The sequence below is a fragment of the Methyloversatilis sp. S146-33 genome (genome assembly GCF_059552495.1).
In genome coordinates this window covers 1-11,726 of sequence record NZ_JCANOT010000027.1, presented here as the reverse complement: position 1 = coordinate 11,726, position 11,726 = coordinate 1, and the positions used below count along the sequence as shown (strand labels likewise).

Annotated in this window: 14 protein-coding genes; 1 reads left to right on the top strand and 13 read right to left on the bottom strand. The window is 67.7% G+C overall.

All coding sequences use genetic code 11. The features are described from left to right. Nucleotides 1-36 precede the first annotated feature (36 nt). The 13 genes from hypA to AC51BJ_RS11390 all read right to left on the bottom strand — a co-directional run bounded on the left by hypA (nucleotide 37) and on the right by AC51BJ_RS11390 (nucleotide 9,525). Nucleotides 37-381, bottom strand: coding sequence for a hydrogenase maturation nickel metallochaperone HypA (hypA, locus tag AC51BJ_RS11450; RefSeq protein WP_496280290.1), 345 nt, complete (start codon nucleotides 379-381; stop codon nucleotides 37-39). Further along, complete coding sequence (locus AC51BJ_RS11445; RefSeq protein WP_496280289.1) at nucleotides 374-1,453, bottom strand: hydrogenase formation protein; 1,080 nt, start codon at nucleotides 1,451-1,453, stop codon at nucleotides 374-376. The genes hypA and AC51BJ_RS11445 overlap by 8 nt, the downstream gene beginning before the upstream one ends. Next, nucleotides 1,450-1,953 carry a [NiFe]-hydrogenase assembly chaperone HybE gene (gene hybE, locus AC51BJ_RS11440; protein WP_430432342.1) on the bottom strand — a complete coding sequence of 168 codons (504 nt, stop codon included), beginning with the start codon at nucleotides 1,951-1,953 and terminating at the stop codon, nucleotides 1,450-1,452. Before hybE ends, AC51BJ_RS11445 begins: the two co-directional genes overlap by 4 nt. 28 nt (nucleotides 1,954-1,981) lie before the next feature. Continuing rightward, a complete protein-coding gene (locus AC51BJ_RS11435) occupies nucleotides 1,982-2,203 on the bottom strand; it encodes a rubredoxin (protein WP_430432341.1) in 222 nt (73 codons plus the stop codon). A 2-nt stretch (nucleotides 2,204-2,205) separates the two neighbouring features. Further along, on the bottom strand, nucleotides 2,206-3,081 hold the full coding sequence (locus AC51BJ_RS11430) for a hydrogenase expression/formation protein (RefSeq protein WP_496280288.1): 876 nt from the start codon (nucleotides 3,079-3,081) through the stop codon (nucleotides 2,206-2,208). A gap of 14 nt (nucleotides 3,082-3,095) precedes the next feature. Continuing rightward, nucleotides 3,096-3,602 (bottom strand): hydrogenase, encoded by a 507-nt coding sequence (locus AC51BJ_RS11425; RefSeq protein WP_496280287.1) that lies wholly within the window; start codon nucleotides 3,600-3,602, stop codon nucleotides 3,096-3,098. Then, nucleotides 3,599-3,964, bottom strand: coding sequence for a HypC/HybG/HupF family hydrogenase formation chaperone (locus AC51BJ_RS11420; protein WP_496280286.1), 366 nt, complete (start codon nucleotides 3,962-3,964; stop codon nucleotides 3,599-3,601). Before AC51BJ_RS11420 ends, AC51BJ_RS11425 begins: the two co-directional genes overlap by 4 nt. Nucleotides 3,965-3,967: 3 nt before the next feature. Beyond that, complete coding sequence (locus AC51BJ_RS11415) at nucleotides 3,968-4,642, bottom strand: HyaD/HybD family hydrogenase maturation endopeptidase (protein ID WP_496280285.1); 675 nt, start codon at nucleotides 4,640-4,642, stop codon at nucleotides 3,968-3,970. A gap of 24 nt (nucleotides 4,643-4,666) precedes the next feature. Next, complete coding sequence (locus AC51BJ_RS11410; RefSeq protein WP_430432336.1) at nucleotides 4,667-5,092, bottom strand: HigA family addiction module antitoxin; 426 nt, start codon at nucleotides 5,090-5,092, stop codon at nucleotides 4,667-4,669. A 4-nt stretch (nucleotides 5,093-5,096) separates the two neighbouring features. Next, entirely contained in the window at nucleotides 5,097-5,825 is a 729-nt protein-coding gene (gene cybH / locus AC51BJ_RS11405) for a Ni/Fe-hydrogenase, b-type cytochrome subunit (protein ID WP_430432335.1), read from the bottom strand. A gap of 25 nt (nucleotides 5,826-5,850) precedes the next feature. Next, entirely contained in the window at nucleotides 5,851-6,465 is a 615-nt protein-coding gene (locus AC51BJ_RS11400; RefSeq protein WP_430432334.1) for a HupE/UreJ family protein, read from the bottom strand. A gap of 35 nt (nucleotides 6,466-6,500) precedes the next feature. Next, nucleotides 6,501-8,357 (bottom strand): nickel-dependent hydrogenase large subunit, encoded by a 1,857-nt coding sequence (locus AC51BJ_RS11395; protein WP_496280284.1) that lies wholly within the window; start codon nucleotides 8,355-8,357, stop codon nucleotides 6,501-6,503. Between the two features lie 79 nt (nucleotides 8,358-8,436). Beyond that, nucleotides 8,437-9,525 carry a hydrogenase small subunit gene (locus AC51BJ_RS11390; RefSeq protein ID WP_496280283.1) on the bottom strand — a complete coding sequence of 363 codons (1,089 nt, stop codon included), beginning with the start codon at nucleotides 9,523-9,525 and terminating at the stop codon, nucleotides 8,437-8,439. Nucleotides 9,526-10,276: 751 nt separating this feature from the next. On the opposite strand from AC51BJ_RS11390, the gene AC51BJ_RS11385 reads away from it, so the two are divergent. Continuing rightward, nucleotides 10,277-11,407 (top strand): aminotransferase class V-fold PLP-dependent enzyme, encoded by a 1,131-nt coding sequence (locus AC51BJ_RS11385; RefSeq protein WP_496280282.1) that lies wholly within the window; start codon nucleotides 10,277-10,279, stop codon nucleotides 11,405-11,407. Nucleotides 11,408-11,726 lie beyond the last annotated feature (319 nt).

The following is an 11,726-nucleotide window of genomic DNA, read 5'->3' as shown; positions in this document are numbered from 1 at the left end:
ATCAGAAGACCGCTCCTACAGAATCCAGACCGGCTCTCAGTCCTCTACCTGCATGTCGATCACCTTCAGTTCGGTGCCGCCGGTCGGCTGCAACCGGTAGCCGCCGCAGTGCACGCAGGCGTCGCCGCGCTGCGCGATCTGCACGGTGAGACTGCAGTCCATGCACCAGGCTTCGCCCGGTGGTTCGTCGATATCGATGCGCGCACCGTCGAGCAGCGTGCCGGGGGCGATGGCTTCGAGCGCGAAGCGCAGTGCGCGCGGCTCGACACCGGCCAGCTGGCCCGCCTCCAGCCGCAGATGCGTGACGCGAGCGAAGCGCTCGCGCTCGGCAGTGCGCTCGACCACCTGCAGGATGCCGCCGGCCAGGCTGGCTTCATGCATGGGCCACCTCCCGCCGGTCTGCCACTTCGTAGCGCACGCAGGGGTCGTACGCCGCCATCAGCAGCGCGACGCGACGCGCACAGTCGGGTGCTGCCGGGTCCAGCTTTTCGAGCGCGGCCGCCACCGCACCTTCCGCATCGAAATTCCATTCGGTCGGCGCCAGCACGTGACAGGCGTCGATGCGCGCCTCGTCGCCGCGACCATCCAGCCGTACGTGATGGACGAGCAGGCCGCGCGCCATCTCCGCCCAGGCCAGACCTTCGCCCGGCCCGAGCGCGATACGGCCGCTGCGCAGGTGGCCCTCGCCGCCCGGCAGCGCGAGACGCACCAGTTCGGCCAGCCGCGCGGCGAAGCGATCGGACGCCGAGCGCGCCGGCGCGGAATCGGCCAGCCGCGTCCAGCAGCCGGTTTCGGCACAGCCGCCGTCGATGCGCGGGCGACGGGTGAAGGCAGGGTCCTGCGTCATCGCGGCGGCGAGTGAGCGCAGCGCGGAGTCGCTGGCGTGCACATGCAACGGCGGCGCCGCGACCAGCGGTGCGTCGGCCAGCGCGGCGCTGTCGCGCAGCCCACGGGCGAGCCAGGTCTGACCCGCGTCGCGCCAGTCGGCGAAGGCCTGCTGCGGTGCCCGCTCGAAGGCGGCCAGCCAGCCTGCCGGTGCGACGCCGAGCAGGTGGCACTCCATCCAGCCCGCCATGTTGTCGGTGCACGCGTCGTCGCGCAGCACCGGGCAGGCGGCCAGCGCGCGCGGCGCCTCAGCCGACGGCTCGGCCATCAGCAGCGCCGGCCAGTCGAGCAGGATGCGACGCAGGTGTTCGCGCAGCGTTTCGCCGCGCAAGGTGTCAAGCAGCGGCGTGTCGACGCCCTGCGCGGCGTCGACCGCGGCGCGGGCGCACAGCCGGTGCGCGTGGCTGCACAGGCTGAACACAGCGCCGAGCAGGTCGGGCAGCGACCGCGCCGGGCGACCGATGGCTAGGCGCGCCGCCCAGTCCGGACGCTGGCCGCTCAGCGCGGCCGGACGCGGGGCGCCCGGTTGCACGCGCAACATGCCGGCCAGTGCGTCCAACGACATCATGGCGTGCGGCTCCGCCCGAACAGGAAGCCACGGCGGGCCGGCCGTTCCGGCTGTTCCGCCGCGTCCTTCGCCACCTCGGGCAGCGGTTCGCGCAGTCGTGCCAGCACCGCCTGCGCGGTGGCGACGGCAGTGTCCTGCGACGCGAAATCGAACATCGGCGAGAACAGTGAACAGGCGTCGAAGGTACCGATGGCGGCTTCGTGCGCACCGATAAAGTCGAAGCGCTCGCGCCCGACCGCCAGCCGGCGCGTGACGCCGACACGCCCGAGATCGTCCTCGCGCGCCAGCGGCAGGCGCACCAGATTCATGAACCACGGCGTCACCAGCACGCCGCTGGCCGCCGCCGGCAGGTCGGGCTCCGACGGGCACAGCTCGAAACCCACTACCTCGACGCGCAGCGCCGCGTTCATGATCGGCAGCCCGGCCATGCGGGTGTCGGCGATCTGACGGAACAGCGCTTCGAGGGCGCTGAGGCGGTAGGTGAGCATCGGGTCGGTCATGTCTGCTGGTCTCGTGAGGCGATCGACCTCAGTCGATCACCATGAACTGGTCGGCATCGCCGTCGCACTGCGGGCAGCGCCAGTGCGACGGCAGGTCGGTGAATGCGGTGCCCGGCGCGATCTGCCACACCGGGTCGCCCTGCTGCGGGTCGTACACCCACCAGCAGATCTTGCATTCGAGCTTCGCATTGTCCGGCAACTTGCCGGCGTCGCCGAGATAGCTGCCTTCAAAGCGCGCGTTCGCCGACATGATCAGTTGCCTTCCACCCAGGCCAGCACCTCGGTCAGGCGCTCGAACGAATCCTCCAGGTCTTCCTTCGCCGCCATCGCCACCTCGGGCAGCGCGGTCACCTCGACCGTGTTCAGGATGACCACGTCCTGCGAGTTGTAATAGACGACGCGCCAGGTATTGGGCACGCGCGTATTGGTGATGCGGCAGTTGCCGTAGCCGCGCGACAGGATGAGCACGCGGCCGGTGCCGAGGTGGTGGTCCATGAAGCCGATGTCCTCGTTCGACATCGGCAGCAGGGTCAGATTCACGACGTGCGCCGGTTTGCCCGGCTTCCAGCCGCGCCACTGGTCCTCGATCTCGGCCAGCAGCGCCGGCGCGTTCTGCACATTGGGCGGCAGCGCGCCCTGCCAGCGCGGCACGGTGAACCACAGGTCGTCGGCGGCCGAGGTGCGCAGCACCTGCGGAATGGCGCCCACCTCTATCGTGTCGGACACGACCCGGCCGTCGTCAGTGACGATGACGCGCCAGACGCCGGCGAATACCGACTCCTGAACTGCGACGTGGTGCGCGGCATCACCTTCGGTGCGCACCTGCGCGCTCACTTCGCCCTCGCCCATGACCTGGTTGATCAGCTTCAGGTCCTCGGGCGGCAGCCGGGTCAGGTCGATGCTGCGATTGCGGCCGTCGCCGCGGGTCGCGCCGAGGCAGGCCAGCACGTCGCGCAGCGCCAGATGCGCCTGTTCGTGACCGACCAGCTCCTCCGGCTCCGGCAGGATGGGCGGACGGAAGGTTTCCATGCCCTGCGGCATGTTGATGTATTGCAGCGTTTCGTCCTCGACCTGGGTGCCGGGGCCGATGACCGCGACCGGAATGGGAAATGCGGGAAACTCTTTCACGTGCCGTACTCCGCTCAGTGACAGGAAGAATCGGATGCGCTGCCATTGCGCACCGGGATGCCGATGGTGGGGGCGCGCGACGCGGGCATCGCCAGCGCTTCGGCGACGCGCTCGACATAGACATCCCAGTCGAGCATGCCGGACAGCACGGTGACGTACTGGCCGTCGCGCACGAACACCAGCGCCGGCCAGCGGATCGAGCCATAGCGCTTGGCGATGGCGTCCTCGTGTTCGCGGACGGCGACACCGACGGCGAAGCGCTGCGCGAAGTGCTGGCGCAGTTCGGGCAGCACGACGGCGACGTCGAGCGCCTCGGGGAAGCGCACCGGGTCGCCAGCCAGCAGGATGACGCGGTCGCCGCCGGCGGCCGCCCAGTCGGCGACGTTGTCGGCGGTGAGCCAGGTCGCGCCGTGCGCGCTGACCAGGCGGTCGATCAGCGGCGACAAGGTGGCCAACTGAGCTGCCGGCGCGGCGACCGGCAGTGTGACCAGCGCTTCGGATGATGCGGCTTCGATGCTCATGCGATTTCTCCCTGCGTGGTGTCGTGCAAGTTGTCGTGCGAGTTGTCGCGCACTTCCGGGCGGGCGCCGGACAGCGCCCGCAGTTGTTCACTGCTCATGGCCGACGGCAGCGCGAAGGCGGCAGCGCCGTCACCGCCTTCGCCCTGCATGACGGATTCGATCAGGTCCAGCGTGGCGTCGACTTCGCGCGCACGCTCGACCGTAATGCGTTCCTGTGCGCTGTCGAGGAAGACCAGCAGCCAGTCGCCGATTGCCACGTCGCCGACCAGCGCGGTGCGCACGCGGCGCAGGCCGAGCCGGCCCACGCACTGCGCGTGCCCGGCCTCGGTCGCCATCACCTGCATCGGAATCCCCAGGCACATGGCTCAGCCCTCCAGCGAAGGAAAGAAGCGGGCATCGCCGCTGCGACAGGCCAGCTCTTCCGGCGGACGTTCACCCTCGTAGCGCGTCAGTTCCAGTTCGGCGAAGGTGATGCACTCGCGCTCGGTCAGCGGCGTGGTGCGCGGCACCGGCCGCGCGCCCCAGCGGCGCAGCGCGTCCAGCCCGAGCGCCAGCGCGTCGTCCATCGCCCGGCGCACCGACGGCCGCAGGCTGCCGCCGTAGTCCTCCAGCTCTTCCGGCTGACAACCGATCAGCAGCACTTCGCGCGGGTACTGGCCGGTCAGCTGGGCCAGCATCAGCACCTCCTGGAAACCGGTCTGGTGCAGGCTCATCTTCTTCGCGCCCATGAAGCGCGGCACGTCGTCGTTGGCGATGCACTTGAGCGTGCCCGGCTCGAGGCCGTAGTCGATGGCGTCGAAGATGAGCAGGCAGTCGGCCGCCTGCACGTGCTGCACCAGATAGAGGCCCTGGGTGCCGCCGTCGATCAGCTGCACTTCCGGGGCGTCATCGGCGCCGTCGTCGAACTCGACGCGCTGCTGCAGCGCTTCGACGCAGCGCACGCCGAAGCCTTCGTCGGCCCACAGCACATTGCCGATGCCGAGCACGACGATGCTGTCACGGGGTGGGTGACAGCTGCATCCGGACGGATTCGGGTTCATGGTCGGAGCTTCCTTCGGAAAAAATCAGTGAGCGCCGCGCGGAAGCGTGGCGTGAGGCGTGGCGCGCAGCGCCTTCCAGGCGTGGAAGCTGTCCCAGGCGGACTGCAGCGCCAGCCAGAAGGCGGCGTCGGTGCCGAACAGCAGGGCGCAGCGGATGGCGGTGTCGGGCGTCATCGCGCGCTGGCCGTGCACGATCTCGTGCAGACGGCGGCGCGACATGCCGAGCGCGCGGGCGGCTTCGCTCTGCGACATGCCGAGCGGTTCGAGGAAATTGCGCGAAAGAAATCGTCCCGGATGCCACGGCGCACGCACCGGGATGCCGGCGGGTACGCGTTGCAGCGGTGACCGTCCGGGACGCAAGGGGTGCACAACGAGCCTTCTTTCGCTTGAGGAGGCGGTGGGCGCGTCCGCCGCTGCGGTGCTGGCTGCAAGCAAGGTGGCGGCGGACATGGCCTCAGTCCTTGAAAGTGCGGTGGCCGGAAATCATCGTGCTCACCACGCTTGAGCGACCCATGATGTCTTCGCGGATGGCCGCATAGACATGCAGGATGATGAACACGATGAGCCCCCACATGCCGAGGTGATGCCAGGTATGCACGTCCTGCGACTGGCCGAACAGCGGAATGACCCAGCCGAACATCAGGTCCTGCCACGATCCCATCTGCGCGCCTTCGCCGTACAGCGCGAAGCCGGTGCAGATCATGAACAGCGTGAGCAGCAGGTAGCCGAAGAACATCGCGAAGCGCGCCAGCGGGTTGTGACCCACGTAGCGGCCGGGGCGCGGGCTCATGAAGGCGTACCACTTCAGCATGCCGAGCACTTCAACCCAGTAGGCCTTGGTCAGCAACGGCACCCAGTACAGTTCGCGTGCGTGGTGGTTGCCGACGATGGCCCAGTAGGTGCGGCCGAGCAGACCGACCGCCAGCACGTAGCCGGCCGCGAAGTGGGCGAAGCGGATGTAGCCCATCAGGTAGTTGGCGCTGGCTTCGCCCGGCTGCGTCGGCAGCGGCGAGCCGATGAAGTAGCCGGTCAGCGCGAGCACCGTGATCGCCAGCGCGTTGATCCAGTGCCAGACGCGCACCGGCGCCTCATACACGTAGACCGACTTGATCGAGCGGCCGTGGGCAACCGCCCCCTCGTCGATGCCGGTGGCGTGGGACAGCTTTTCAGTAGTTGCGGACATCTGTCGTCTCCCGCGGTTGGGTGCTTCAGATGCGCGACGCGAACATGAACAGGCCGGCGGCACCGACCCCTGCCGCCTGCACGCGCCAGATCCAGGCCGGCACACGCGCCAGCCAGCTGCCGGCGATCAGACCGACGACGTGCAGCAGCGCCGAGCCGAGCACGAAGCCGGCGGCGTAGGCAGCGAAGGACGAACCCGCCGCCCACTCGGCGCCGTGCGCCACCCCGTGCAGCGCACCGGCGGCAGCGACCAGTGCGAATCCGGCGACTACCGGCAGCTGGCGGCGCGCCAGCAGCAGCACGCCGAACAGTGCGACGCTGAGCGCGACACCGGCTTCGATATAGACGCCTGCACCCGTCTGCACGCCGACGAAGGCGCCGGCCAGCAGCGCGAGCAGGAAGAAGGCCGGACCCGCCAGGCGTTGCGCAGCTGGCAGCACGGCAGCCGACCAGACGCCGACCGCGATCATCGCCAGCAGGTGATCGACGCCGGCGAAGGGGTGCGCCAAGCCCGCAGCCAGACCGTGCGCGCCGTGGCCTTCATGCGCCTGGGCGACGCCGGCTGCCAGCGTCAGAGCGGCCGCGACGGAGGCGCGGCGGAGCATGGAGGTGGCCGGGAAAATGGATGGGGACGTATTCATGTTTCCTCCTGATTTCGTTATGTCGTGGGCGCGCTTCAGCGCACCTTCACCGTGGTCAGTTCCTGGCCGTCCTCGCTCATCACGTGCGTCGAGCAGGCGAGGCAGGGATCGAACGAGTGCAGCGTGCGCAGGATTTCGACCGGCTGTTCCGGATTCACCATCGGCGTGTTCATCAGGCTGGCCTCGAAGGCGCCGATCTGGCCCTTGGTGTCACGCGGGCTGCCGTTCCAGGTGGTCGGCACGACGCACTGGTAATTCTCGATGCGGCCGTCCTTGATGCGGATCCAGTGGCCCAGCATGCCGCGCGGCGCGGCGACGGTGCCGACGCCCTTGGCTTCCTTCGGCCAGGTCTTCGGGTCCCACTTCTCGACGTTGGCGGTGCTGGTATCGCCGGCCTTGATGTTGCCGATCAGCTGCTTGTAGTCGTCCATCATCATTTCGGCGGCGTACTGGCTTTCCAGTGCGCGCGCCAGCGTGCGGCCGATGGTGGTGGGCAGCAGCTGCTTGGCGCTGAAGCTGGTTTCCGGCAGGCCGAGCGCCTTCGGGATGGCGCTGTTGATCGCCACCGCCGATTCGTCGATCTGCTGCTTCACGCGCTGGCACCACTTGTTGCCCTTGGCGGCGTGCGCGTAGCCGAGGATGTAGCGCGACAGCGGGCCGACCTCGACCGCGTGGCCGCGCCAGCGCGGCGACTTGATCCACGAGTACTTGGCGCTCTCGTCGATCTCCTCGATGTTGGTGCGTGTGCCCTTGGTCTTGGCGCCGAGCTCGTAGTTCGGTTCGGTCACGCCGTCCCACGGGTGCAGACCCTTGGATTCGTCGGCGTACTTGTACCAGCTGTGATTGACGAACTCCTGCACCTGCTCGGGGTCGCGCGGGTCGATTTCGTGAATCTCGTCCCAGTTGCCGTTGAGGATGACGCCGCCCGGCAACTGGTGGGTGCTGTGGTCGTAGGGCACCTTCTCGTAGGTACCGTAGTCGGCCACGTTGGTCGCCGACAGGCCGCCGCCGTACAGCCAGCCGGCCTGCTTGTAGATCGTGCCGATGGCGAGCACGTCCGGGACGTAGACGTTGTTGTTGAACTCGATCATTTCCTTGATGCGCGCCTCGACGAAGTTCAGGCGTTCCATCGTGATCGGGGCGCCGACCGCGCCGTCGCCGTCGATGTTGATGGCGCAGGGCACACCGCCGACCAGGTAGTTCGGGTGCGGGTTCTTGCCGCCGAAGATGGTGTGCACCTTGACCCATTCCTTCTGCAGGTCGAGGGCTTCGAGGTAGTGGGTGACTGCCATCAGGTTGGCTTCAGGCGGCAGCACATAGGCCTTGCTGCCCCAGTAGCCGTTCATGAAGGGGCCGAGCTGGCCGCTTTCGACGAACTTCTTCAGCCGGTTCTGGATGTCGCGGAAGTAGCCGGGCGAGGACAGCGGATGCGACGGCGACACCATCTGCTGCAGTTCGCTGGTCTTCTTCGGATCGGCCTTCAGCGCGGACACGACGTCCACCCAGTCGAGCGCGTGCAGGTGGTAGAAGTGCACCGCGTGGTCATGCACCTGCAGCGTCTTCGCCATCATTTCGCGGATCAGGTGGGCATTGAGCGGAATCTTGATGCCCAGCGCGTCCTCCACCGCGCGCACCGAGGTCAGCGCGTGACAGCCGGTACAGACGCCGCAGATGCGTTCGACGAAGGCCCAGGCGTCGCGCGGATCGCGACCCTTCAGGATGACTTCGAGACCGCGCCACATGGTGCCGGTCGACACCGCGTTGCGGATGACGTTGTTGCTGTCCACATTCACCTCGCATCGCATGTGACCTTCGATGCGGGTGACCGGGTCGACGACGATGCGCCGGCCCGAGTTGTCCATGTTGAAACCTTGCGTTTCGTAAGCACCCATCTTCGTATCCTTTGCTGGAACAGGGTCTGCCCGCGGCGCGCGCAGCCTTCAGCGGCTGACGCCGGGGCAGGGTTCGCGATCAGTGATCGACCGTCGTCGTCGAGCCGTTGTCGTGCTTGTGCGACGCGCGCTTGATCGCCGACACCGCGGCGTGCGCCACTGCGGCCGCACCGACCACACCGGCAGCCGTCGCGCCGACCTCGTCGGCGTTGGCCTCGATGCCGAACTGGTGGATGTCGGTCAGGCGGTCGTAGAACGAACCCTTGTCCCAGAAGCCGTCTTCCGAGCAGCCGATGCAGCCGTGGCCGGCCTGGATCGGGAAGCTCGTGCCTTCGTTCCAGCGCACGGTGGAGCAGGCGTTGTAGGTGGTCGGGCCCTTGCAGCCGACCTTGTAGAGGCAATAGCCCTTGCGCGCGGACTCGTCGTCCCAGGCTTCGACGAACTGACCGGCGTCGAAGTGCGGGCGGCGGTAACACTTGTCGTGGATGCGCTGGCTGTAGAACATCTTCGGCCGGCCCTGGCGGTCCAGCTCGGGGATGCGGTCGAAGGTGAGCATGTAGGTGATGACGCCGGTCATCACTTCGGCGATCGGCGGGCAGCCCGGCACCTTGATGATGGGCTTGTCGAAGATGACCTTGTGCACCGGCGTGGCCTGCGTCGGGTTCGGCTTGGCGGCCTGCACGCAGCCCCAGCTGGCACAGGAACCCCAGGAGATGATGGCCTTGGCGTCCTTGGCCACGTGCTTGAGCTGATCAATGAAGGGCTTGCCGCCGATGATGCAGCTCATGCCATCCTGGTTCAGCGGCGGGTTGCCCTCGACTGCCAGGATGTAGTTGCCCTTGTACTTGGTCATGATCTCTTCGAGGATCGCCTCCGCCTGGTGGCCCGCGGCCGCCATCAGCGTGTCGTCGTAGTCGAGCGAGATCATCGACAGCACCACGTCCTTCGCCAGCGGGTGGGCCGAGCGGATGAAGGATTCGGAACAGCAGGTGCATTCCAGTCCGTGCAGCCACAGCACCGGGGTGCGCGGCTTGGTTTCCATCGCGTGGGCGATCTGCGGCACGAAGGCCGGGCCGAGGCCGAGCGAGGTCGCGGTCAGCGAACAGTACTTCAGGAAACTGCGGCGCGAGATGCCCTGCCGGCGCATCACCTCATAGAAGGTTTCCATCCTGGTCTCTCTCCTGTGCTTCTTGTTGTCTTGGGCCCCTCGCCTGCGCCGCACGCCATGTTTCCGGCGAGCCGTGTGCTCACGGACCTCGAAACACCGCGGACGAACCGTCGATTCGCACGGGTGGGTGGTGGCTACTAACAAGTTGCGGGCCAGCCGGATTTTCTGCGCCGCAGCAAAAATGTTGATGTAGATCAAGGCATTGATCTGCATCGGAAAAGATATGCGCAGAGAGAACGGGCCGACGGGGCGTCGACAGGCGGCGGTGCAAGCAGATCTGCCGATTTCCGCCAGCGGCTGGCAAGCACGCTTCCACCGGGCGCTCCACCGTGGGAGCGGCCTTGGCCGCGATGGGCCGTTGCCGTCCGCCGGCTTCGCTTCAGGCCGCCGTCGGGGTCAGAAGACCCCTCCCACAGAACCTTGGCCCGGGCTCCGGCCGAAAGTCGTGCGCCCTCCACGGTGGGAGCGGCCTTGGCCGCGACGGGGCCGCTGCTGTCCGCAGGCTTCGATGCGCGCCGCTGTCGGGGTCGGAAGACCCCTCCCACAGAATCCGGGCTCCGGCGCCCACCTTTGGGTGCGACCCAGGCAGTGACAGCGGAAACCCGACATACCGGCAAGTTGCCTCAGTGGATTAGAATCCCGACCCTCCGAACGGACCCGTCCGCCCGGAACACCCGCAGGTTCTGTCCAGCCGCCGCCACAAGCGGGGGTGCAAATCTGTCGTCTACCCCACTGAAACGGAGAGATCACCGTGTCCGGCCTTCTGCCCAATGTCGATCCCGAGGGACTGCTCGAATATTCGGTCGTCTATACCGACCGCGCGCTGAACCACATGTCCGCCGCCTTCCAGGGCGTCATGAAGGACATTTCGCGCGTACTGAAGCAGGTCTACAACGCCAAGTCGGCCGTCGTCGTGCCGGGTAGCGGCACCTTCGGCATGGAAGCCGTGGCGCGCCAGTTCGCCACCGACCAGAAGGTGATGGTGATCCGCAACGGCTGGTTCAGCTTCCGCTGGACGCAGATCTTCGACATGGGCCGCATTCCGTCGGAGCAGATCGTGCTGAAGGCGCGCCAGCCGGAGCCGGGTTCGCAGAAAGCGTTCGCGCCAGCGCCGGTCAAGGAAGTGGTCGCCGCCATCCTCGAACAGAAGCCCGCCGTGGTGTTCGCGCCGCAGGTCGAAACCTCGGCCGGCATGCTGCTGCCGGACGACTACCTCCGTGAAGTCGCCGCCGCGGTGCGCGAGGTCGATGGCCTGTGCGTGGTCGACGCCATCGCCGCCGGCACGCTGTGGGTGGACATGGCCGCACTCGGCATCGACATCGTCGTGTCGGCCCCGCAGAAGGGCTGGAGCGGTTCGCCCTGCGCCGGTCTGGTCATGCTGGGCGAACGCGCCCGCGCGCGCATCGACTCGACCACCAGCACCAGCTACGCCGCCGACCTGAAGAAGTGGCTGCAGATCATGGAAGCGTACGAGAACGGCGGCCACGCCTACCACGCGACGCTGCCGACCGACGCGCTGACCAAGCTGCGCGACGTGATGCTGGAAACCGAGCGCTACGGCTTCGACAAGGTGAAGGCCAACCAGATCGAACTGGGCCGCCAGGTCCGCGCGCTGCTGGAAGCCAAGGGCTTCGACAGCGTTGCCGCCGAAGGCTTCAAGGCCCCCTGCGTGGTGGTGAGCTACACCAGCGATCCGGATATCCAGTCGGGCAAGAAGTTCACCGCCCAGGGCCTGCAGATCGCCGCCGGCGTACCGCTGCAGGTGGACGAACCGGCCGACTTCCGCACCTTCCGCGTCGGCCTGTTCGGTCTCGACAAGCTGCAGAACGTCGAACGCACCGTGCAGAACTTCAAGGTGGCGCTGGACAAGGTCGCCGGCTGAGAGCCCGCGGTCAGAGCCTGAGCCGGGATTCTGTGGGAGGGGTCTTCGGACCCCGACAGCAGCCTGTATCGAAGGCCGAGGAAGGCAGCGACCGCATCGCGGCCAAGGCCGCACCCACAGGGGCGGTGCGCCCGATCCACGACCGGAGCCTGGGCCGGGACCCTGTGGGAGGGGACTGCTGACCCCGACAGCAGCCTGTATCGAAGTCTGAGGATGGCTGCCACCGCATCGCGCCCAAGCCCGCTCCCACACAAGCACTTCCGGATCGCGTCGCTGGACCGTCCCTAGCCCGACAGAGGCGGAAGGTCCGCCCCGGGCC